Source organism: Streptomyces vulcanius (genome assembly GCF_042653945.1).
GTDB classification, from domain to species: Bacteria; Actinomycetota; Actinomycetes; order Streptomycetales; family Streptomycetaceae; genus Streptomyces; species Streptomyces mangrovi.
The window spans coordinates 1-21,391 of sequence record NZ_JBHSFK010000069.1 but is presented as its reverse complement, the minus strand read 5'-3'; the positions used below and the strand labels follow the sequence as shown (position 1 = coordinate 21,391).

14 protein-coding genes and 1 pseudogene are annotated in these 21,391 nt (G+C 69.2%); 4 read left to right on the top strand and 11 right to left on the bottom strand.

What is annotated here, in order from left to right:
- Positions 1 to 165: 165 nt before the first annotated feature.
- The 5 genes and pseudogenes from ACFPIH_RS53700 to ACFPIH_RS53680 all read right to left on the bottom strand — a co-directional run bounded on the left by ACFPIH_RS53700 (position 166) and on the right by ACFPIH_RS53680 (position 5,405).
- On the bottom strand, positions 166 to 1,428 hold the full coding sequence (locus ACFPIH_RS53700; RefSeq protein ID WP_381187448.1) for an ABC transporter permease: 1,263 nt from the start codon (positions 1,426 to 1,428) through the stop codon (positions 166 to 168).
- The gene (locus ACFPIH_RS53695; RefSeq protein WP_381187451.1) at positions 1,425 to 2,174 is read right to left on the bottom strand and encodes an ABC transporter ATP-binding protein; all 750 of its coding nucleotides are present in this window, start codon (positions 2,172 to 2,174) and stop codon (positions 1,425 to 1,427) included. Before ACFPIH_RS53695 ends, ACFPIH_RS53700 begins: the two co-directional genes overlap by 4 nt.
- Entirely contained in the window at positions 2,171 to 3,604 is a 1,434-nt protein-coding gene (locus ACFPIH_RS53690) for a peptidoglycan-binding protein (RefSeq protein WP_381187455.1), read from the bottom strand. Before ACFPIH_RS53690 ends, ACFPIH_RS53695 begins: the two co-directional genes overlap by 4 nt.
- Positions 3,601 to 4,536 (bottom strand): hypothetical protein, encoded by a 936-nt coding sequence (locus ACFPIH_RS53685; protein ID WP_381187458.1) that lies wholly within the window; start codon positions 4,534 to 4,536, stop codon positions 3,601 to 3,603. The genes ACFPIH_RS53690 and ACFPIH_RS53685 overlap by 4 nt, the downstream gene beginning before the upstream one ends.
- 75 nt (positions 4,537 to 4,611) lie before the next feature.
- Positions 4,612 to 5,405, bottom strand: a pseudogene (locus ACFPIH_RS53680) (hypothetical protein).
- 574 nt (positions 5,406 to 5,979) lie between these two features.
- On the opposite strand from ACFPIH_RS53680, the gene ACFPIH_RS53675 reads away from it, so the two are divergent.
- The 3 genes from ACFPIH_RS53675 (at position 5,980) to ACFPIH_RS53665 (ending at position 10,380) form a co-directional block, all read left to right on the top strand.
- On the top strand, positions 5,980 to 6,669 hold the full coding sequence (locus ACFPIH_RS53675; RefSeq protein ID WP_381187461.1) for a response regulator transcription factor: 690 nt from the start codon (positions 5,980 to 5,982) through the stop codon (positions 6,667 to 6,669).
- A complete protein-coding gene (locus tag ACFPIH_RS53670; RefSeq protein ID WP_381187464.1) occupies positions 6,666 to 8,480 on the top strand; it encodes a sensor histidine kinase in 1,815 nt (604 codons plus the stop codon). The genes ACFPIH_RS53675 and ACFPIH_RS53670 overlap by 4 nt, the downstream gene beginning before the upstream one ends.
- A 382-nt stretch (positions 8,481 to 8,862) precedes the next feature.
- The gene (locus ACFPIH_RS53665; protein ID WP_381187467.1) at positions 8,863 to 10,380 is read left to right on the top strand and encodes an FAD-dependent monooxygenase; all 1,518 of its coding nucleotides are present in this window, start codon (positions 8,863 to 8,865) and stop codon (positions 10,378 to 10,380) included.
- Between the two features lie 228 nt (positions 10,381 to 10,608).
- Here ACFPIH_RS53665 and ACFPIH_RS53660 read toward each other — a convergent pair whose 3' ends face one another.
- The 3 genes from ACFPIH_RS53660 to ACFPIH_RS53650 form a co-directional block, all read right to left on the bottom strand.
- Entirely contained in the window at positions 10,609 to 10,797 is a 189-nt protein-coding gene (locus ACFPIH_RS53660; RefSeq protein ID WP_381187470.1) for a hypothetical protein, read from the bottom strand.
- Between the two features lie 1,256 nt (positions 10,798 to 12,053).
- The gene (locus ACFPIH_RS53655; RefSeq protein ID WP_381187473.1) at positions 12,054 to 12,806 is read right to left on the bottom strand and encodes a glucose 1-dehydrogenase; all 753 of its coding nucleotides are present in this window, start codon (positions 12,804 to 12,806) and stop codon (positions 12,054 to 12,056) included.
- Positions 12,807 to 12,854: 48 nt separating this feature from the next.
- Positions 12,855 to 13,937, bottom strand: coding sequence for an aldo/keto reductase (locus ACFPIH_RS53650; RefSeq protein ID WP_381187476.1), 1,083 nt, complete (start codon positions 13,935 to 13,937; stop codon positions 12,855 to 12,857).
- 331 nt (positions 13,938 to 14,268) lie between these two features.
- Between ACFPIH_RS53650 and ACFPIH_RS53645 the strand changes: the two genes are divergently transcribed.
- Positions 14,269 to 15,081: an AraC family transcriptional regulator gene (locus ACFPIH_RS53645; RefSeq protein WP_381187488.1), complete on the top strand. Its 813-nt coding sequence runs from the start codon at positions 14,269 to 14,271 to the stop codon at positions 15,079 to 15,081.
- A 315-nt stretch (positions 15,082 to 15,396) separates the two neighbouring features.
- Here ACFPIH_RS53645 and ACFPIH_RS53640 read toward each other — a convergent pair whose 3' ends face one another.
- The 3 genes from ACFPIH_RS53640 to ACFPIH_RS53630 form a co-directional block, all read right to left on the bottom strand.
- Positions 15,397 to 16,386 (bottom strand): YdcF family protein, encoded by a 990-nt coding sequence (locus ACFPIH_RS53640; RefSeq protein ID WP_381187479.1) that lies wholly within the window; start codon positions 16,384 to 16,386, stop codon positions 15,397 to 15,399.
- A 359-nt stretch (positions 16,387 to 16,745) separates the two neighbouring features.
- Positions 16,746 to 20,066, bottom strand: a complete 3,321-nt coding sequence (locus ACFPIH_RS53635; RefSeq protein ID WP_381187482.1) for a S8 family peptidase — start codon at positions 20,064 to 20,066, stop codon at positions 16,746 to 16,748.
- 545 nt (positions 20,067 to 20,611) lie between these two features.
- Complete coding sequence (locus ACFPIH_RS53630) at positions 20,612 to 20,887, bottom strand: hypothetical protein (RefSeq protein WP_381187485.1); 276 nt, start codon at positions 20,885 to 20,887, stop codon at positions 20,612 to 20,614.
- Positions 20,888 to 21,391 lie beyond the last annotated feature (504 nt).

Genomic DNA, 21,391 nt, shown 5'->3' with positions numbered 1-21,391 from the left:
CAGCCCGGCCCGGAACCGCCCCAAGCCGGGGATCGATACCTCTGCGGCTACCTCGTGCGGTCGTGTCCCTGTCTTCCCGCCCCGCACGCCGGGCCTGACCGGCCGGCCGCCCCGTCCAGCGAACGGCGAGATCGGCCCGCACTCCTCAGGGATCCGGACTTCCGTTCAGGACGGCGAGCGCAGGGCGTCCGCCGGCTCCATGCGCGCGGCGCGCAGTGACGGGTACAGGCCGGCCAGGAGGCCGACGAGGGCGCCGGCCGCTGGGGCGCCCAGGGCGAGCCGGAAGTCCAGGACGGGGGTCCACTGCTTCGCGCCCGCCACGCAGACGACCACCAGCACGCCGAGGGAGGCGCCGACGATCCCGCCGAGCAGCCCGATCGTGGTGGACTCCGCGAGGAACTGTCCGGCCACCTGGCGCCGTGAGGCACCGAGGGCGCGCCGGAGCCCGATCTCGCCGACCCGTTCCATCACCGTGACGAGCGTGACGTTGGCGATGCCGATCGCGCCCACGATGAGCGAGACCAGTCCGAGCACGATGAACAGGCCGTTGACGTCGCCCTGTACGCCCTTCTTCGCCTTGGAGAGGTCCGGCGGGGCAAGGACGGTGAGGGAGTCGCCGTGACCTGGCGACAGGGCGATCGGGGCCTGGTGCGCGACCTGCCCGGCCGCGCCGAGGGAAGTGTTGACCAGCACCCGGGTGACGTCCTTCAGGCCCATCCGGTCCGCCCCCGTGGTCGGCGGCAGGATCACGGAGACGGACAGGCGCTGCTCCCGCTGGAACCCGCCGAGTACACCGATCACCGTGAAGGACTGGCCCTCGAAGAAGACGGCGGGAGCCCGCCGTACGTCGTCGATGCCCAGCAGCCGCGCCGCCTGGTCGCCGAGGACCGCCACCCGGGCGTGACGCCCGATGTCACCGCTGTCGAAGAAACGGCCGCTGCTCATGGTGCCGCGGACCGCGGCGGGCAGACTCGCGGTGGCCGAGACGACCGCCATGGTCTGTCCGCTCACCGTACCGGGCGCGATCACCTCATTGGCCCGTACCTGGACGTTCGCGGTGTCCTCGGAATCGGAGAGCGCGGCGGCCGACTCGACTCCGGCGAGACGACGGACCGCGTCGACTCCCGACCACCCCACCAGCGCGGGATCGAGCGAGCCCGGCGGCGGGGTCGGCACCACGACGGACACCGAGGTGGCGGTGAGGGCGTCGAAGCGGCCGACGATCTGGTTCGCCGCCGTCGCCGCCACACCGATCGTGATGACCAGTGTGCCGATGCCCAGCACCGTGCCCAGGGTCGTCAGCATCGAGCGGACCGGACGGGCGAGTACCCCGGCCAGCGACTCCGCCCACAGGTCCCTCGGGTCCATCCACGGCCGGCCGTGTCCCTCGTCCCGCCGCGACCGGCGCAGCCGCGTGGAGACTGTCATGCGTTCTCCTGACTGAGCCGTCCGTCGTGGATCCGCACCCGTCTGCTCGCACGCGTGCTCACGGTGTCGTCGTGTGTGATCACGAGCAGTGTCATGCCCTGGGCCTGCAACTGGTCGAAGAGTGAGAGCACCGACTCGGTGTTCTCACTGTCCAGGTTGCCGGTCGGCTCGTCGCACAGCAGCAGGGCGGGCTCGCCCATCAGGGCGCGGGCGATGGCCACCCGCTGCCGCTCCCCGCCGGACAGCCGGGTGGGCAGGAAGCCGAAGCGATGTCCGAGCCCGACCCGGGCCAGGGCGTCCCGGGCGCGTTCGGCCCGGGTGCCGCGCCCACGACCGGGACGGGGAGCCCGGTAGGTCTCGGCGAGCATGACGTTCTCGTCCACGGTCCGGTACGGCAGCAGGTGGAAGGACTGGAAGACGAAACCGATGCGGCTGCCGCGCAGCGCGGTCCGTTCCAGGTCTCCGAGGGTGTTGGTGAGCACCCCGTCCAGCCAGTAGCTGCCCGTTGTCGGCCGGTCCAGCAGTCCCAGGGTGTTGAGCAGTGTCGACTTCCCTGAGCCGGAGGGCCCGACGATCGACAGATGCTCCCCGCGCCGGACCGTCAGGTCCAGGTCCCGCAGGGCGTGTACGGGTGGTTCGGAGCCGAAGACCCGGTTGAGGGAGCGGAGTTCGATCACGGTGTCCGGGTCCGGTGCCTCCTCTGCGATCGCCGAGGACGGTACGGAGTTGCGGGACTTGCGTCTCACTGTCCGACCACCACCTGGTCACCCTCGGCCAGCATGCTGCCGTCCGGGGTCACCTCGACCTGCCCGGCGGCGGAAAGGCCCACCCTGACCGGTACGTCGACGACCTTGCCGTCCCGCTGTACCCGCACGTCGGCCTGCCCGTCGGCGGTGGTGTGCACCGCCGCGAGGGGGACCACGAGAACAGCCCCCTTGGAGGAGCCCAGGTCGAGGGTGACTTTGACCGTGGTGCCGGCTTCGTTCTTCAGTGCTCCCGTCTCGGGCACGGAGATCATCAACTGCACCGGGGCGGACGGGTCGCCGGAGCCCGCATCCGCAGCGGGGTCGGAGTCGGTCTGCTGTCCTGCGTCCGCTTCTCCCTCTCCACCGTCGCCGGTCGCAGTGGTGCCGCCGACCTGCGCCAGCACGCCGGTGACGTGTTTGCCGTCCGTCGTCTCGATCCGTGCCGGCATGCCTTTGTGCAGCGAGGCGCCGTCCGTGCCCGGTACGACCGCCTGCACCACAACGTCCGAGCTTGTCACTGTGGCGACCGCGCCCTCCGGGTTGTCGCCGAGGTGCACCTCGACCTTGCCGACCCGCACCGGCAGGTCGGGCAGGAAGACGACCTCGCCGGCCGGGATCTTGGTGCCGTATGCCGCCTTGAACGAGCTGAGCGCGCGATTCGCCTGCTGCAGCTGATCCTGCGCGGACTTCAGTTCGAGCCCGTGCACGGCGCCGGAAGAGGACGGCGTGGCGGCACCGGCCTTCTGCCCGCCGCCCCCGCCCTCGTCCCCGCCGTTCTGGGCCTGAAGCAGCGCCAACTGTGCGTCTGTCACACCTTGTTCCAGGGTGCTGAGCTGTGCTTGGTCGTCGGCGGTGGGCTTCTGGGCCTGGAATCCCTTGCCCTCGTACCACTGGGTCACCGCCGCCGCCGTCCCCTGGCCGTAGTGCCCGGTGACGCCCCCCGGGTCGTGGCCGAGCCTGCGCAGCGCGCTCTGCAACTGCTCGACGTCATCGCCCGAGACACCCGGGCCGAGCGTCCGGTACATCGGCACCGAACCCCGAAGCACGAACACCGGACGTCCACTGACCTGCATCAGTACGCTGCCCTCGGTCAGCACGGCCCCTTCCGTCGGAGCCCTGGTCACCAGCGAGGTAGCGGTCTCCTCCTTCGACGAGCCGGCCGAACCCACGGGCCCGGACAGCGAGACGGACGTCGGCGCCCCGAACTCCACACTGCCCTGGGCCACCACGTTCGCGGTCAGCTTCTGGCGCGCCACCGCGACGGTGACCGGCCCGGACTTCGGCGGCTGGTGGGCGGCCAAGGCGTCGGCGGGCGACTGCATCTGCGTACCGGCGAACCAGCCGCCGGCGCCGACCAGCGTGACCACGCCGACGATCAGCGCGACCTGCCTGCTGCGGCGCTTGGGGCCGCGGGGAAGACGCAGGGTCATCCGGTGACGTCCTCGAAGGGGTGCTTGGCCAGCTTGGGAAAGTACGCGGCCCGGAAGTCCTTGCCGCACTCCAGGTCCTTCTTGGCGAGACCGATCTCCTGCGTCAGTTTGGCGGTGGCCTCGCTCTTGCTGAGGGCCAGGATGCCGTTCGGCGGCGTCTGGCCGCTCAGCTGGAACTTCACCATGTCGCCGATCTCCGTCGGCTGCGTGGTGGTCACGTTGAACCCCTGCTTCGTCAGGCAGCTCGCGAACTGCTGGGCGAGCGTGACCAGTTCGGAGTCGCCGTTGAGGGCCTGCTTCGCGGCGAGGGCGCGCTCCTTGTCCTCGGCCGTCTTCTTGTCGATTTCGGCCTTGGACTTCTCGGGCCCGTATGCCTTCTCCTCTGCCTCTTTCTGGCACCCCGGGGTGAGTCCTGTCGCTGTCCGGCCGCCCAGCGCCTTGTCGTATGCCTTCTTCTGGGCCGGCGTGAGGGCGTTGCGGTATGCGGTGTCCGGGCTGGTGTCCTTCTTGTTGTAGGCCTCGCTACCCTGCACGTTCGGGTCGTTCCGGTAGACGGCTCCCGCGTAGAGACCGAATCCGTACTTGTTCCGGAACTTCTTCGCCGCCTCGTAGTCCTGTCCGTCGACGTCCTTGAGCGAGTCGTCGTACTCCATCACGTGCGGCGTGTACGTGAAGCCCTTGGCCCGCATGCACGCGGCCAACGCGTTCTGCGCGACGTACGCCTTGCGGGTCTCGTCGTCGGCGTCCGCCGGAATCGCCAGGTCGCCCTTGGCGGAGGTGGCCGAGGACGATGCGCTTCCGCCTGAGGCGGACGATGTGATGCCTCCGGAGGAGGCGGACGGGCCGTCGCCGCCCTGGGAACATCCGGCGAGTGCCAGCACACCGGCAGCCGCCACTGCCGGCCACGCGACACCCTTGAGTATGAATGACATGCTATTGCACCATTTCGATCGAATTATTTTGTTCGAGGTCATGCGCCCTGTTACCCGTGCCTCTCACCACCCGCGTCAGCGTTCGAGGGAGTCGGCGTCCCCCATGACGATCGCCGGGTGCTGGACGGGGTCGAGCGTGCGGAGGAGTTCCTTCATGTGTTGCTTCGCCAGGCTCACGCAGGCGTGCGTGGGCCCGCCGTGGTCGACGTGCAGCCAGACACCGCCGCCCCTGGCCGCGCCGAGCGGGCGGGTCCGGTCCAGGGGGAGGTCCCGGGCTCGCGGTTGTAGTTGGTCGCGACGGCGTAGTCGAAGGAGCCCGCGAGCGGTTCGCCCTCGAAGCCCGTGCCGCCGACGGTGAAGCCCTGCGACCGGCTGTACGGAGGCTTGGCGCCGGGATCGGCCAGCAGTCCGCCGGCGTCGGTGAGGGTGAACACGCCGACGGGCGACCGGAGGTCGTTCAGGTGGTGGTCGTCCGTCCAGCCGTCGTGGGCGTTGTGGGCCGGCCAGACGGCCCCCGGCTCCCAGCCCGCACCGGTGCGTTGGTACAGCACCACCTGCGAGGTCGAGGAGTTCCTGCCCCGACCGGTGACGACCACGACCTGCCGCGTGTTCGCGGGGATTTCGGCCAGCGTCTGCGGACCGAGGCCCGGCAGCCGCGCGGAAGCGGATCCGGTGGAGACCTCGCTGCCCCCGGGCCTGATCGCGGGCATGGCCTGTGTCGTGGCGGGCACGGCGGCCGATGCGCTGTTCACTCCGCCGGCCGCAGGCCGGGCGGCATCGGCCGTCCGGACGCCCAGCCCATTCCCCGCGCATCCGGCGAGGGCAACGGACAGGACCAGGACGGCGGCCGGTATCCCCAGACGGCTCAGACCGACGGCGGCGGAGGTGGTCGCCCGCCGGTCGCCGAACGGGGCACGCGGCAGCCGCCGACGTGACGGGCGACGCGCTGATGAAGTAGCCATGGCCATCAGCCTGGAAGAGACATGTGAGGAACCGGTCAGCTTCGGCTCACGGGTTCGGACGGGTTCCGGCACGGTGCCGACGTCGACGGCTCGTGGCAGGGTCCGCCCTCCGCTTTCCACCGGTCCCACGGCATGTCCCAGCCGTTGAGGCGTTTCGGGGGCGATTGCCCGGTCGCCGGAGTGGCGCACCACGACCACTTCGCCGATCAGGGAGTTGTCATAGAGCCAGGCGGCGTTCCGGTCCGGGTCGCCGCCGCCCCCGACGTCGTCGCTCTCGTCTCCTGGCCCGGTACCGCGGCCTTCGACTCGCCGTCGCAGCCACACCCCGTCCGCCGCCCGACGTGACGCCGGCGCCGGACACGCCCCAAGGGCGTGCGCCCGGCGTGACTCACGGATATCAGGAAGTTGTCAGGGTGTGGGAAGGCCCTCAAGCCCCTCGCAGGGCCCTCAACGCCGGTTGCCCACGCTTAAGGTCGCCGGTGTGTGCGCACATATTCTGGTCGCGGAAGACGACCCCATGCAGGCCGAGCTCATACGAAGGCTGCTGCTTCAGGAGGGTCACGCCCCCGTCGTGGTCCACGACGGCCGGGCCGCCATCGACGAGGCCAAAAGCCGTAGACCCGACCTGGTCGTCCTGGACCTGATGCTGCCCAAGGTCGACGGTCTGGGCGTGTGCCGTGTGCTGCGCCAGGACGGGGACATACCCATTCTGATGCTCACCGCCCGCTCCACCGAGAACGACCTGCTGCTCGGCCTGGAACTCGGCGCCGACGACTACATGACCAAGCCGTACAGTCCACGGGAACTGCTGGCCCGCATCCGCACGCTGCTGCGCCGCACCCTCCGTCCCGCGGACGGCTCCCCCCGGCTCCGTGCGGGCGGCATCGCCGTCGATCCCGCACGGTGCGAGGTCACCTGCGACGGAGCCCCCGTCCCGTGCACTCCCGGAGAGTTCGCCATCCTCCACGCCATGGCCGCGGAACCCGACCGGGTCTTCTCGCGCCGTCAACTGCTGCAGCACACCCGGGGCCACGACCGTGCCTCCACCGAGCGCGCCATCGACGTACACATCATGAACCTGCGCAAGAAGATCGAGGCGAACCCGCGCAGACCCGTCCGGCTGATGACGGTCTTCGGCGTCGGCTACAAGCTCACCGGACAGCCGTCATGACGCCCCGCCCCCGCATACCCTGGCGCAAGAGCCTGCTGGTACGGCTGCTGCTCACCTCCGTGGCCATCGCCGCACTCTCCGTGGGCGCCACCGCCTGGCTGGCCGTCGAGACCACCACACGGGCCATCCAGGAGGAGCACGGCCAGGTGCTCTCCGACGACACCGACATCCTGCGGCAGCTCAGCGGCTTCGCCGCGACCCACGCCGACTGGAACGGCGTGCAGACCCGGCTGCGCGAGCTCTCGCGTTCCAAGGGGCGGCGTATCGCCCTGACGACCGAGACCGGACGCACCATCGCCGACTCCGCCGCCACGGGTACCGCCCTGCCCGCCCGCGCCTCGGCCATCATCGACCCGCTGACCACCGACACCTACACCGAACCAGGAGCCCAGCTCGCCGGGATCGACCCCCGGGCCGCTGGACCCTACCGGCTCACCGCGACCGAACGGACAGAGGTGAAGAAGGTCGCCCAGAAGCGTCTGACGTGCATGCGCCGGGGCTACAGCGACGGCAGCCTCCAACAGATCCCCAGCGGCCGCACGCTGGTCATCGCCGACAGCGGAGACGCATCCGTGCCGCAGGAGTGCGCCGACGGAGCAGTCAACGAACTCATGCCCACCGAGAACAAGGCGCTGGACAAACTCTTTCCCATGCTCGATCCCTGCATCGACGGCCCTCAGGATCCAGGCCAATACCAAAGACGCGGGGTCGAATTCGTTCCCGGGGCCACCCCCTCGGGCGGCGAAATCTACCTTCTGTTCAATGCCAAGCCGCAGACAGAGACCTGTATCGACACCGCGCGCCGCGCACAACTCGACCCGTACGTCGCCCCCAGGGCACAGCTCTATTTGGGCGACCCCGGTGGGCAGCCCGCCGGCTTCGACCTCTCCCCCGCCAACAAAGCCAAGATCATCGGCGTGACGGTGCTGGTCCTCGCCATCACCGTCGCCATGACCACCGTCGTCGCGATCCGTCTCGTCCGACCCCTGCGAACCCTCACCGCCGCCGCCCAGCAGCCACCGCAGGCGCACGCGCGCGTCGCCGTCACCACCAAGGACGAGACCGGTTACCTCGCCGCCGCCTTCAACGACCTCACCGCGCGCCGCGAACAGCTGGAAGCGCAACGCAAGGCAATGGTCAGCGACATCGCCCACGAGCTGCGGACCCCGCTGACCAATATCCGCGGCTGGCTGGAAGTCACCCGCGACGGGCTGCTGGACATGGACCCGGACCTCATCGCCTCCCTGCACGACGAGGCACTGCTCCTGCAGCACATCATCGACGATCTGCGCGACCTCGCCGCGGCCGATGCCGGCACCCTTAAACTGCACCGCGAACCGGTACGCGCGAACGAACTGGTCGCCCAGGTGGTGTCGGCACACAGCGCCCGCGCCGAAAACTCCGGCATCCGCCTGCACGCGCACACCGACCCCGGCCTCTGGCTGCACGCCGACCCGGTGAGGATGCGCCAGGCCCTGGGCAACCTCGTCTCCAACGCGCTCCGGCACACCCCCGCGGACGGCACGGTCACGGTCACCGCCTGGCCCGCCGACGACCTGGCCGTCCTCTCGGTGGAGGACACCGGCAGCGGCATCGCACCCGAGGATCTGTCCCATGTCTTCGAACGTTTCTGGCGGGCCGAGAAGTCCCGCAGCAGACACACCGGCGGCAGTGGACTGGGCCTGTCCATCGTCCGCCAGTTGGTCGAGGAACACGGCGGAACCGTCACCGCGGACAGTCGGCCCGGCGACGGAGCGGTGTTCACCCTCTGGCTCCCCCGCGCCGAGCAACCCGACGGCCCGACGGAATGAAACGTGCGAGATGTCCGGGACACGCGCCCGTGGGTGGACAAAGCCATCCGCCGCAGCCGTGGCCGCAGTCGCTGGGGGCCGCGGTCCGCTCGGCGGGGCATCCGTCTCCGCACTGGTCTCGACCAGCAAGATCACGATCTAGAGCTGGAGTACCACCCGTTCCGGCTGCCCACCGCAAGCCTTGATCACGGGAGTGTGCCGTTCGACCGCCGGGCGGCAGGGATAATGATCAATGGCCATTAGGGCCCGCAGAAGAACAGCATGAAGGCGGACGCCGTGCTGACCTGCGACGTCAAGCCCAGAAGCCCACAAGTTAATTCTCTGCGGGCCCTTAGTGGCTGTGTGCATCCTCGTGCATCTCTCCACCAGGAGTTGAACTGTCATGTCATCAACGCGTCAGGCACCACCCGAGAGGTCCTCGGACCACCAGGTCGTGATCGCGGGAGCCGGCCCGGTCGGTCTCTGGCTGGCCCACGAACTAGCCCTCGTAGGCGTCTCCGTCCTCGTGCTGGAGAAGGAAGAGGGACGCAGTCCGCACTCCAGGTCCCTGGGTATCCAGCCGCGCACCATCGAGGTGCTGGCCATGCGTAACCGGCACCGCGACGCCCTCGCCGCCGGCCGGGCCGTCCCGAACTGGCACTTCGGCATGCTGGAGTCCCGTGTCGACTTCAGTTCGCTGCCGACGCCCTTCCCCTTCCTGCTGACTCAGCCGCAGACGGTCACCGAGGAGCTGCTGGAGCGCTATGCCACCGAACTGGGCGCGGTCGTCCGGCGCGGACACGAGGTCACCTCACTGGTACAGGACGACTCGTCGGTCACCGTCCGGGTGAGCGGTCCCGATGGCGCCTACGAGGTGAGCGCACCGTACGTCGTCGGCGCGGACGGCGCCCACAGCACCGTCCGCCGGGAAGCCGGCATCGACTTCCCCGGTTCCGACACCTCGGCTTACGGATTCCTCGGCGAGGTGGTTCTCGACAACCCGCCGCAGACCCCCGGCTTCACCGCCCTCTCCGAGGCCGGCCGCCTCCTGGTCGTCCCGTTGCCGGGCGGCAGGTTCCGCGTCACGGGCTACGACCCGGCCAACCAGCGGCGCGACGTCCCCATGACGCTGGACGAACTGCGCGACGCCTCGCTGCGGATCGCAGGCTCCGATTTCGGCATGCGCGAGCCCTCCTGGCTGTCCCGGTTCGGCAACGCGACCCGGCTGGCCGCCGCCTACCGGAACGGATCGGTGCTGCTGGCCGGCGACGCGGCCCACATCCACTGGCCGGCCGGCGGCGTCGGACTGAACATCGGGCTCCAGGACGCCATGAACCTCGGCTGGAAGCTGGCCGCCGTGGTCCAGGGGCGGGCCGACGCGGAGCTGTTGGACACCTACCACAGCGAACGCCACCCGGTCGGCGCCGAGCTGGCCGAGCACACCAAGGCCCAGGGTGCCCTGATCAGCGGGCTGACCCCGGACGTCACCGCACTGCGCGGCGTGCTGAACGCGGCCATCGCCTCCGAGCCCGCGTTCGCGCGGATGCTGGCCGGAAAGCTCTCCGGGCTCGGCACCGTCTACCGGCCCGCCGACACGGACGCGCACCCCCTGACCGGCGGTCGCGCCCACGACCCCGAGGGCGAGGGTGTGTTTCCATTGTTGTACGACGGCCGCGCGGTACTTCTGACCATGGGCGGCGAACCGGTGGACAGCGAGGTGGCCGAGCGGGCGACGGCGGCCGGCATCTCGATGCATCCGAGCCGGCTCGCCGAGACCGGCGGACCCGCGTGGTCCGGCGTATCGGCGGCACTGATCCGTCCCGACGGGCGGGTCTGGTGGGCGACCGAACAGCCTGGGTCCGGGGCGGGGTTCGCGGCTGAGGTGAGCAAGGCGCTCGACAGGCTCCCGGCGGTCTTCTGACGTCCGGTGCGCGGGAGCCCACCTCACATCAGAGAGATGCCTTGGCAGGGTCGGGGACTGGCGAGGTGGCGTAGCGCGTGAGCTCCGTTTCCAGCCCCCGCCACTTCAAGTAAAGGCAGGCCGCCGACGAGGTGCCCGTGGCGCGGTTCCTTCGCCGATGGCCCCTTTCCGAACGGTACGGGCCGGTTTCCTGGCATACCGCTCTCCAGTACACGTTCGTGGCGGCCATCAGCTCTGGCCTTCTGCCGCACACCGGGTCCGCTGCAAGTCGATCGCTTCTGCGACGTCCTCGGGCAGGCTCTTGTACGGCAGGTCGGCGTCTTCCGCGATCCGCCGTACGTTCTCTGCCCGGGTGAGGGGCAGGACATCGAGGATGCCGGCCTCCAGCCGTGTGAGACGGCGCAGGAACTGTTCCATGTCGACACGGCCGTCGGGCCGCCGGATCTGCCTCCGGACTCCAGTTCTCCCCGCTCCAGCCGGGGCACCTGCCCCGGTGGCGTCGACTCGCCCGCGTAGTGGTTGCCGTGCAGGCCCCACGGGCGCAGGTTGTGATGCCGGGCGTGGGAGGGGCTGTGGCACGCCCAGATGAAGTGGGCGCGGGCGATGTCGTCGGCGGCCTTGGCCACTTCACCTGAGTGGTTGGCCCCGGGTACGAGCTGAACCTGCCCGCGCCAGCCGATGTCGCTCACCACCGGATCGAGAGTGGCGCCCGGCAGGATGCCGTGCCGGTAGGCGATCCGCTGGTCCCACACCTCGCGGACGTGTGCGCACTCCTGCAGGTACTCGTTGCGCTGGCGCTGCTGTTCGCGGTCCGTCATCGGCCCCTCTTCCCGTCGATCGGCCAGAACTTCACGTTGGCGTGGCATGGGCACAAGGCCCATACCCGGGCGGCTCTTCGACCCCGCAGTGGGCTCCGGCGACGGCGCCGGCCTCGACAGCGCAGACCAGTTCGTCCGCGTCATCGGGCTCAAACCCCTACGCCGACCTCGGCGGCCAGTGCTTCCGGGAACGCACCGGCCGGTCCCGGCAGACCCGACGCCTGGTCAGCCGGCTCGGCCAACTCGGCTACCCAGTCACTCTCCAACCAGTCGAATCCGCCTGAACTGCGCCAACGGACAAGGGGGGCGGGGAATTTCGTATCAGGCACGCAGTCGGGGTCGACGGGTCGTCCATCTCAGGAGCCGTCCATGGCATACCGATGAGGGGTTGTGGGTGAAGTGGCCGGGCTCCACCACCTCGGCGAAGACCCCTGGCCGCGGCGACGGTTCCGTTGAGCGCCCCGCCAGAGCGTCCTGTCCGGGACCCTCTCGCCCAGGGGATCTCGTTGAATGCCACCTTGAGACGTCGTCTCATTTGGTGAGTCGGCGGTAGCAAATGAGGGTGCGGGCGATAGCGGTCGCGTCGGTGCGCAGGACGGTAGACCGGTGGACATTCGCCCGCCCGGCCAGGCAGTACTGGGGGAGCGCACTGGCCCCACGGGTACTGCGTGGCCAGTCGGAGACCCTCATCGGCGGAGGGCATGAGGTGTGCCAGGTCGTTCGGGAACCGGTAACCCCCTTCAGCTGTGCGGGATCTGGAACACCAACCGGCTGGAGCGGATGAACCAGGAGATCAAGCGGCGAGCCGACCTACGAAAATCTCGGCCGAGCCTGATTCATGACACTCCCCCCGGGTCAGGGAACGGAGTAACCGCCGTCCACGGGCAGCGCGATGCCGGTGACAAAGCTCGCCTTGTCGGAGCAGAGCCAGACGACAGCGTCGGCGATCTCGTCGGCACGGGCGATCCTGCCGAGGGGGTGAGCGTCGGCGAGTGACTTCCGCTGCCGGCCGCCCAGGGCTGCGATCATCGGAGTGTCCACGAGGCCGGGGCATACGGCGTTGATGCGGATGCCGTGCGGTGCGGCCTCGAGCGCCGAGCTCTTGGTCATGGCGATCTCCGCGGCCTTGGTGGCCGTATAGCCGGAGAACCCCGGAACGCCCACCAGTCCCGCGCCTGAGGACATGTTCACGATCGCGCCTGCCCCTTGGGCGACCATGTGCCGCAGCTCGTACTTCATCGACAGGAAGACGCCGCGCACGTTGAGGGCGATCATGTGGTCGAGCATCTCGGTCGAGTATTCCGTGGTGAGTTGGTATTCGCCGTCATAGCCCGCGTTGTTCAGGGCGAGGTCCAGGCGGCCGATGCCGTCGGCCGCGGCCCGGACGGCCATTTCCACCTGGGACTCGTTGGTGATGTCCGCCACCACGTAGCGAGCCGAGCCACCGTGGGCCTCAATCAGGCGGACGGTCTCCTGCAGGGTCTCCGCCGTACGGCCCGCGACCGTTACCAGCGCCCCCTCGGCGGCCAGGGCCAGGGCTGACGCCCGCCCGATGCCGCTCCCACCACCGGTGACGAGCGCCGACCTGCCGGCAAACTCCTTGGTCATGTGTGTCCTTCCCTGTCGCGGTGCATCTGCGGGCATCTGGAGCGGGGGTCAGTAGCGGGCGTCGTTGATCTGCAGCAGCGGCGACACAACCGACGGGGCTCCGTCCACTGTGGCTCCCGCGAACTGCAGCATGCGGGCCAGCATCCTGTTGTTGTCGGCCGGGAAGTTCAGCGCGGGGGAAGACACCTCGTCGAGGATGGCGCGCCGAGTCTCGGTGAGGGCGACATCCAGGGCACGCAGATTGGCCTCGAACTGGTCCAGGCGACGCGCGCCGATCAGAGTGGAGGTGATACCGGAGCGCGCCCGGATCCAGGCCAGGGCTACTTGGGCGGGGCTCGCGCCCACCTCACCAGCGACGGCGTTGAGGGCGTCGATGACGACGTATTCGGCCTCACTGGGGGTGCCGACCAGCTGTGCGCGAGCAGTGTCCACGGGCCCGGTGCCGGCGCTGGAGTACTTACCGGACAGGAACCCGCTCTTCAGCGGCCCCCACGCCATGACACCCATGCCCAGGGCCTGGGCCATGGGGATCAGCTCCCCCTCCGAGGTCCGCTCGAGCAGGGAGTACTCCAGCTGCAAGGCGGTGATGGGAGCCCAGCCCCGGAAGCGCGCGATGGTGGCTGCTTCGGCCGTCGCCCACGCGGGCACGTCGGAGAAGCCGACATGGCGGACCTTGCCGTCGCTGACCAAGTCGTCCAGGGCGCGAAGAGTCTCCTCCATGGGCGTGGAGGGATCGAAGTTGTGCAGCCAGTAGATGTCGACGTAGTCGGTCTGCAGGCGCCGGAGCGAGTTCTCGAGCTGCTGCACTATCGCCTTACGGCCGGCTCCGCCGCCGTTGGGGTCGTTCTCGTACAGGTTGCCGAAGAACTTCGTGCCGAGAACGACTCGGTCACGAAGACCGGACCGATCGGCGAAGTAGTCGCCGACGATCTTCTCGGCGTGGCCGTTGGTGTAGATGTTGGCCGTGTCGATCGAGTTGCCGCCCCTGTCCAGATAGGCGGCAATGATGTTCTTGGCCTCTTCTGGGCTGCAACCCCAGCCGTGATCCTCCCCGAACGTCATCGTGCCCAGCGTGAACGGGCTTATTCGCAGCCCCGAGCGGCCAAGTGTGGCGAAGGAATCGAGGGTCATGGTGAATCTCCAAGCTGATGGGGATGTACGTCATCACGGGAAACGGCAGGCCCCTCAGCCTCGGCGCACCGCGCCCGCGATCCGGTGACCGGTGCGATGAGGCGGCGGCGTGGATGCCGTTTCCCTGTGTTCCTCCATTGCAGTCGACGCACCGCGATCCACCTAGAACAAGCTGCGCAGTTCCTTGCATGATCCGCTCTAATTCGCCTGGATCATGTAGCCCGAGCGCAGGCCGTCATGGTCTCCTGGCGTGGTGGATCACCTTGATGAACTGCGTCACCGGATCGCCCGCCTCGCCGCAGGCAGCGCACGGCCTTCGGCGATCGAGGGAATGACGGTGTTCTCCGCCCCGCACGTGACCGAACCGCTGGGCATGGTCGCCGGACCCACGTTCGCTCTGGTCGTGCAGGGAGCGAAACGTTCCATCCTCAATGACCGCATCCTCGACTACAACGCGAACCAGTACCTCGTTGTGACCGTCGACCTCCCGCTGACCTCCCAGATCACACGCGCCACCATCGACGAGCCGTTTCTCGCCTTCGGACTCCCGCTGCGGTCCACGACCATCGCCCAACTCCTGTTGGAGGCCCGCCCCACTGCGGTCCGCCCTCACAACGGGCCCGGCATCGCGACCAGCGACGCCGACGACAAACTGCTGGATGCTGTCGTCCGGCTGCTGCGCCTGCTGGACGAGCCACGTGACATCCCCGTTCTCGCGCCTGGCGTGCAACGCGAGATTCACTGGCGCCTGCTGAACGGACCCCAAGGCGGCCTGGTCAGACAGATCGGCCTGGCCGACAGCCGTGCGTCCCTCGTAGCCCGCGCCATCACATGGATCACGGCCCACTACGACGAAGTGATCCGGATCGACGACCTCGCCGACGAAGTCAGTACGAGCGTCTCCTCACTCAACCGACACTTCCGCGCGGTGACCGCCATGAGTCCGCTGCAGTACCAGAAGCAACTGCGACTGCAAAAGGCCCGCCTGCAACTCATCGCAGCGCCACATGACGTCGCCGCGATCGGAGCCACCGTGGGATACAACAGTCCGTCGCAGTTCAGCCGCGAGTACCGGCGTATGTTCGGAGCCCCGCCGGTCCAGGACGCACAACGCCTCCAAACCGCCGCGATAGTGAAGGAGTAGGAAGCCGGGGCTTCCACCGTGATCGTGAACGGCGGTTGTCATACAGCGATGGCCGGCGTGGCTGGTCTCGGCTCGAAGGCGACCGGGGCGGGGTAGCCGATCGTGGAGTGCCCGCGCCGGTGGTTGCAGAAGCCGAGCGGCGGGAGACTGCGAGCCGGGCGGCCCGTTCGCGGAGTCCTCCACCGACCGGGGCCCCGGGCCGCGCGCCAGGAAGGCGAGCCGCGGACGCAGACCGCGGCGTGCGTGCCGGAAGCGCACCGGTTACTCCGGCCTGCCGGCCCGTCGTCGGCGGGAGCCGTGCGAGTCGGCCTGGTCTCACCAGGCGGCGGCCAGCCCGAGCAGGCCGAGCACCATGCAGATCCCGAGGTTGACCACCTTGTAAGACAGGAAGACCGCGACGAACTCGCGGATCGTCGCGCTGGGCCAGAAGTACGCGGCGGTCGGTGCGCCGACGACCTGGCCTCGGACGCCGGTGCGGCGGGCCGTGAGCGCGGCGCGGAAGACATGGAAGTTGTTGGTGACGACGACGCACCGGTAGTCCTGCTTGAGCTCCTCCATGATCGCCTTGCTGAACCGCAGGTTCTCCTCGGTGGTGCGGGAGCGGTTCTCACGCCGGATCCGGTCCCTGGGGACACCGCGCTCGGCGAGGTAGTCGGCCATCGCGTCGGCCTCGGGGAGATCCTCGTCAGGGCCTTGGCCGCCGGAAGTGACCAGCACCGGGGGGTTGCCGCGCGTGGCCTGCGCCTCGTACACCTTGCGCCCCCGGTCCAGCCTGTTCGCCAACAGTCGCGGCACCCGGGAGCCGCCGATGAGACCGGAACCGAGAACGACCACGAAGTCCACGTTCCGCCGGACCGGCAGCCGGCCGTAGAGGAACGCGTAGCCGACGAAGGAGAGGAACAGGAAGGAGACGTAGCCGACCACCGGTATCACGGCGCCCGCGACGCGGGCGAGCAGGGACGAGTCGGATATGCCGGCCGCGCCGAGCAGCGCCATGAGGCCGACCAGCGCCAGCCCGGTCAGCAGTGTGAGCAGGTTGGCTGGCCTCCTGCCCTCCTTGCGGACCATCTTCACGCCGTTCGCGATCAGGTAGAACACGAACGCGACCGCGCCCAGGCCGAGGAGCAGAAGCAGGTAGGCGACCGGCAGCCTGGTCGGCTGCGCCGTGTCGAACACCCCGGCCTCGTGGATGGCCAGGAGGGTGGCGCCGGTGCCGAGGAAGACGGCGTTGCTGAAGCGCCGGGGGTCGTGCAGGACGCGGACGCAGAAGATCACGAAGAACAGCGCAGCGACATAGGCGAGCATTGGCGCAGTATAAATGGACCTGTAATCAAGCCAGTTGGGTGTTGTGCCCGGTCCGCGCGCGGGAGTCCGGCAGGACTCGGGTGGGAGCACCCAGACCGTTCGAGCACGCCCCGGTGTGATGCGCGCGCGAGTTTCGCCCCGTCGCGACGCCCGGCACGCTCCCCCACGGCACCGGACATCGACGTCCGGGCGCTGAGGATCCACGGTCAGGGCGGGCAAGCGACTCGGTGGTCTCGTGTTTCGGCGAGTCGGGGTACAGACGTGGCGGGTCCGGGGAGCTATCCCCCCGGACCCGCGCTTGTGGCCTGAACGGCCTCGTCCTCAGCTACCGGACAGTTCGGTCGTCGTGCCGTTTCCGATCACTTGGCGTGGTACGCGTTGTAGATCGAGAGCGTCGACTTGTTGCCCTTCTTGTCGGTGACCTCGGCGCGGAACGAGACGGCCTTGCTCTTCGCGGGGTTCTTCACGCTGACCTTTCCGTTCGCGACCTTGACCTTCGTCCAGTGCTTCCCGCCGTCGTAGGAGGTCCACACCGACAGCGACTTGAGGTTGCGGCCCGCGGCGGCGCCCTCCACGACGACCGGGATCACCGCCGGCCTGCCGGCCGGGACCGTGCTGTCCAGGGCTGTCCTGGCGTCGAAGCGGACCGTGGAGGCGGGAAGCCGGACCAGGCCGGTGAGCTTCTTGGAGCGGAACGTCCAGCTCGCGTCGATCCGCGTGGAACCCCCCGCGACCTTGCCGCTGCGCCGCATCGAGGTGGTCAGCTTGTACGCGGCATCGCCCGCCGGGACCGCGTAGCGCTCGTCGCCCAGCAGCGGATCCGCCTTGGAGCCGATCTTGATGCCGTTGCGGTACAGGGAGGTGGTGACCGAAGTGAGGTCGGACCCGCCTGCGTTCCCGCTGCCGTCGGCGAACAGCGGCAGGCTGCCGTAGATCTCGTCGCCGTCGCGGAACAGACCGTAGTTCTTGTTCAGGTGGGGGCCGAATACCGCGGTGTTGAAGGTCTTCGTGTAGGTCCTTCCGGCCGCGAAACTCTGGGACCGGTCCGTTGCGTAGGACGCCTCCTGGTCCGTCGGCTCGCCGTTCGGGTCGGTCCTGTACTGAGAGAACTTCAGGTCCCACGTGGTCCCGCGCAGTGCGGACAGGTGCAGGGTGCGAGTGCCCGGGACGGACTGGGGTTCGCTGATGGTGGTCTGGCTGATGAACTCGCCGATCTGGCCGCCCGCCCTGATCGTGCCCTTCTTCTGGCCTGGCACCGCGCCCATCGCTACCTTCACAGTGGCCAGGTCGCGGGCCTTGAAGTGCCTGGTGTGGCCGGTGGCGAGCTGCGTGCCCCGGACACCGTCGACGATGTCGTACTCCGCGGCGGGACCGCTGGTCCAGTGCCCGTCCCACTGCTGGTAGACCGAACCGCGGGTCATCTTCGGGCCGATGGCGGCGCTGCGGAAGTTGTCGTACGAGTCCAGGAACGCGGAGAAGCCTTGGGTGGTCTCGGGTGTCCTGACCTGGTACCACGGTGAGGCGAGGGCTGACTTCGCGTGCGCGTCGGGAACGGTGATGCTGACCGGCTTGGTCTTGCGGGCGTCCAGGACGATCGTCTGGTTCTTGTCGACGGTCAGCTGTGGCTGGGCCAGTGAGTCGCTGCCCTTGGCGGCGTCGTCCGGGTCCGCCGATATGCCCGAGTCGAGGACGTAGTCGCCCTTGGTCAGTCGCACCTTGACGGTGCCGGAGGCGTCGGACAGAAGCGAGTCCTTTTTCAGCCCGGGGCCGGATGTACCGACCAGCCAGGCGTAGTTGTACGGTGCGGGCTTGCCGTCACGGCCGATGAACTTCAGCGTGACGTCGTACGACTCGACCTCGTTCTGCACCGCGGCGGCCGTGCGGACGGTCTGGCCGTCACCGGCCGCCGTCACGTACGCGGAGTAGGCGCCGTCGAGGGTGCCGCCCAGCTTGGTGTCGGCGGTGAGGTCGACCGAGGCCTTGCCGCCCGCCGGGACGGTCACCGAGTCCTGGGCGAGCTTGAAGAAACCCGCCGGAGCCGCCTGGCCCCTGGGGTCCATGCCGGTGGCGGTCAGACGGAGCGTGACGTCGCTCGTGCCGAGGTTGCGGTAGGTCAGCTGCTTGGTGACCGGCTCGTCGTCGGTGTGCGGCCAGAGCTTGGTGCCGAAGCTCACCGACACCGGGTCGGCGATCACGCTCTGCTCGATGGCCTTGTCGACCTGGATACGGCCCGCACCCTGTTCGAACGGCGTGTAGTCGCCGCTCAGGGCGGAGCCGGTCAGCGCGCCCTTGAGCTCGGCGTAACCCCAGTCGGGGTGCTCCTGCTTCAGGACTGCGGCCGCACCGGCGACGTGCGGGGTCGCCATCGAGGTGCCGGAGAGGGTCGTGTAGCCCTCGGGGTTCTCCCCCACTTCCTTGACAAGGGTGCTGCCCTCGGCCGCGGCGGCGGTGATGTTCACGCCGGGCGCGGTGACGTCCGGCTTGATGGCGCCGTCGCCGACACGCGGACCGGTGGAGGAGAAGTCGGCGAGCTTGTCGTTGTCGTCGACGGCGCCCACGGTGATCGCGTCGTCCGCGGTGCCCGGCGTACCGAGGGATTCGGGGCCCGAGTTGCCGGCGGCGATGGCGAAGAGCATGCCCTTCTCGGTGGACAGCTTGTCGACCTCGGCTTCCACCGGGTCGATTCCGGGGGTGTCCGTGCCGCCCAGGCTCATGTTGACGATGTCGGCGCCCTGCGTCGCCGCCCACTCCATGCCCGCGAGGATGCCGGAGTCGTCGCCCGCGCCGTCGTCGTCGAGGACCTTGCCGCTGAGGATCTTCGCGCCGGGCGCCACGCCCTTGTACATGCCGCCCGATTTGACCCCGGTGCCCGCCGCGATCGAAGCGACGTGCGTACCGTGACCGACCCTGTCCTTGTCGTCGGGGGAGTCGGTGAAGTTCTTGGACTCGATCACCTGGTCCTTGAGGTCCGGGTGGGTCGTGTCGACGCCCGTGTCCAGGACGGCGATCTTCACGCCCTTGCCGTCATAGCCGGCCTCCCACGCCTTGGGGGCACCGATCTGCGGCACGGACTTGTCGAGGCCGGCCTTGCGGACGCCGTCCAGCCAGACGTGCGCGATGCCCGAGGCGGCGTTGCCCCCGTCGGTGAGCGCGGTCCACAGCTCGGGTGTCTCCTTGACCGGGGTCTGCACCGCGTCCGCGTTGAGTGCCTTGAGGCTGCGGCGCACCGTGCCGGCGTCCCGGACCTCCGCCCTGGCGGCCGTGGCAGCACCCTGGTAGCCCACGATGACCTTCAGACCGCTCTTCTGGGCCTTGCGGGTCGCGGCCTTGCTCAACTCGGTCACGTCGAAAAGCCGTTGGTCCAGTTTGCCGGAGGCGAGCAGGGCAGCCGCGTCGGCGGGAACGACCAGGGTGTGCCCCTGCGACTTGTGGACCCGGAAAAGCATGTGCTCGCGCCCCTTGGCCCTCTTCACGCCGACGACGTTGCCGCCCGCGTTCACGGTGATCCGGTCCCCGGTGATCAGGGCGACCTCGTTGCCGGGGGCGGACGAGGAGGAGAGGGTGGAGAAGGTGTGGGCCGAGGCGGCGTGCGGTTCGGTCTTCGCCGGCACCGGGCTGGTCATGCCCGCAGCGAGGGCGACGGCCGCGGCGACGGCGGTCGTCGCGGCGGTTCTCTTCATTTGTGTGCGCAAAACTTCCCCCTAGGGGTCAATGCCGGGCGAGTTCCCGGCGGTTCGGCTCAGTCAGGTTGACGCTGGTACAGGTGATCGTGGCGGGCTTGGTCAGCCGTCCGTTCCGCTGTTCTTCGCGGACCTGGATGGTGCGGTCGCGGAGGAAGACCTGGGTCTTTTCGTCACCGTCGCACCGGCCGTCATCGCGGACAGCGCGATCGCCGCACGCGGGAGCCGTGAACGCCACGTCTTCGCGGGCGGGGGCGTCGCCGTGGCTGTTCCTGCTGCGGGTCGCGGATCCGTGCTGGACGACCCTTTGTGCGGAACTCGTGGTGGCCCGACGGCAGTTCGCGTGCCGTCCGGGAGAAGAACTGTGTGTTCTCGTCCGACTCGGCCCGGTGCTGCCGGGACATCTCCCCGTTCATCGTCTTCCCTCGTGTGCGAGCCTCATCACGTGCGTGTGATCACCTCTTGTTTGTCCGCATGGACGGCGGGGTTCCCGTTCTCCGCGAACTTCCTCGGACGGTGTCCCGGCCGCGAGGTGGACCGGCTCGTCACCGGTAACCGCACGCGGCTTCGTGCGGGCCCGGGAGATCCCGGATGGTGAGGATGTCGATGAACTCGGAGGCTGTTGGCGGGCGGTTGCCGCCACCGAGCACGACCAGGACGTCGGGCAGTGTGAGGCGGAGCTGGGGGGCGAGGCCGGGCTCGTCCGCGATGACGTGGGCATCGCGGACGTGGAGAAGCGCGGTCGCCAGTCCTGTGCTGGCGCCGATGTCCGCGACGCGGGCGCCATAAGAGGCGGACGGCGAGTTCCTCGACGGTGTCAAGCAGGGCGGGCAGATACGAAGGGCCGTTCGCTGCGTCGCCGGCGGTGGCCTCGTCGAAGGAACGGGCCTGCGAAGTGATCATTTCGAGCGCCCTCGGCGGTCCGAAGGGCCTGCCACAGCATTTTCCCGGCACGACGTCACGGGGGCTCCCGACGACCTCCCTCGCCTCGTACGGTGGCGGCATGGGAAGCAGCGGGGTGCTTCCTGCTGCGGCTGGTCGTGGTCGCGGACGATGACACCGGGCCCCGGTTGTCTTCGTGGCGCCTGACGCGCCGACCCCATCACCTCACGAGCACTCGAAGCCCTGGCAGGCACTCGGGGACGAAGGTGTCTTCGGGGCTATGTCCACCACTCCGTCGAAGTCACCCGTCCGAGATACGTATGGGTTCAAACACCATTCGCCTCGGTCGTCAGGAAGGCCCGGACCCGCTGGGCGGTCTCGTCGGCGCAGGTGTCCATGACGAAGTGGCCGCCATCGAGCAGGTGGATCTCCGCGGCGGGCAG

Excerpts from the sequence above, each read along its gene's own strand:
- ACFPIH_RS53640 (WP_381187479.1), bottom strand. The coding sequence starts at position 16,386 with ATGCTCGCCTATGTCGCTGCGCTGTTCTTCGTGATCTTCTGCGTCCGC.
- ACFPIH_RS53645 (WP_381187488.1), top strand. The coding sequence starts at position 14,269 with ATGACGGTGTTCTCCGCCCCGCACGTGACCGAACCGCTGGGCATGGTC.
- ACFPIH_RS53700 (WP_381187448.1), bottom strand. The coding sequence starts at position 1,428 with ATGACAGTCTCCACGCGGCTGCGCCGGTCGCGGCGGGACGAGGGACAC.
- ACFPIH_RS53650 (WP_381187476.1), bottom strand. The coding sequence starts at position 13,937 with ATGACCCTCGATTCCTTCGCCACACTTGGCCGCTCGGGGCTGCGAATA.
- ACFPIH_RS53690 (WP_381187455.1), bottom strand. The coding sequence starts at position 3,604 with ATGACCCTGCGTCTTCCCCGCGGCCCCAAGCGCCGCAGCAGGCAGGTC.
- ACFPIH_RS53635 (WP_381187482.1), bottom strand. The coding sequence starts at position 20,066 with ATGAAGAGAACCGCCGCGACGACCGCCGTCGCCGCGGCCGTCGCCCTC.
- ACFPIH_RS53655 (WP_381187473.1), bottom strand. The coding sequence starts at position 12,806 with ATGACCAAGGAGTTTGCCGGCAGGTCGGCGCTCGTCACCGGTGGTGGG.
- ACFPIH_RS53670 (WP_381187464.1), top strand. The coding sequence starts at position 6,666 with ATGACGCCCCGCCCCCGCATACCCTGGCGCAAGAGCCTGCTGGTACGG.
- ACFPIH_RS53665 (WP_381187467.1), top strand. The coding sequence starts at position 8,863 with ATGTCATCAACGCGTCAGGCACCACCCGAGAGGTCCTCGGACCACCAG.
- ACFPIH_RS53685 (WP_381187458.1), bottom strand. The coding sequence starts at position 4,536 with ATGTCATTCATACTCAAGGGTGTCGCGTGGCCGGCAGTGGCGGCTGCC.
- ACFPIH_RS53660 (WP_381187470.1), bottom strand. The coding sequence starts at position 10,797 with ATGGAACAGTTCCTGCGCCGTCTCACACGGCTGGAGGCCGGCATCCTC.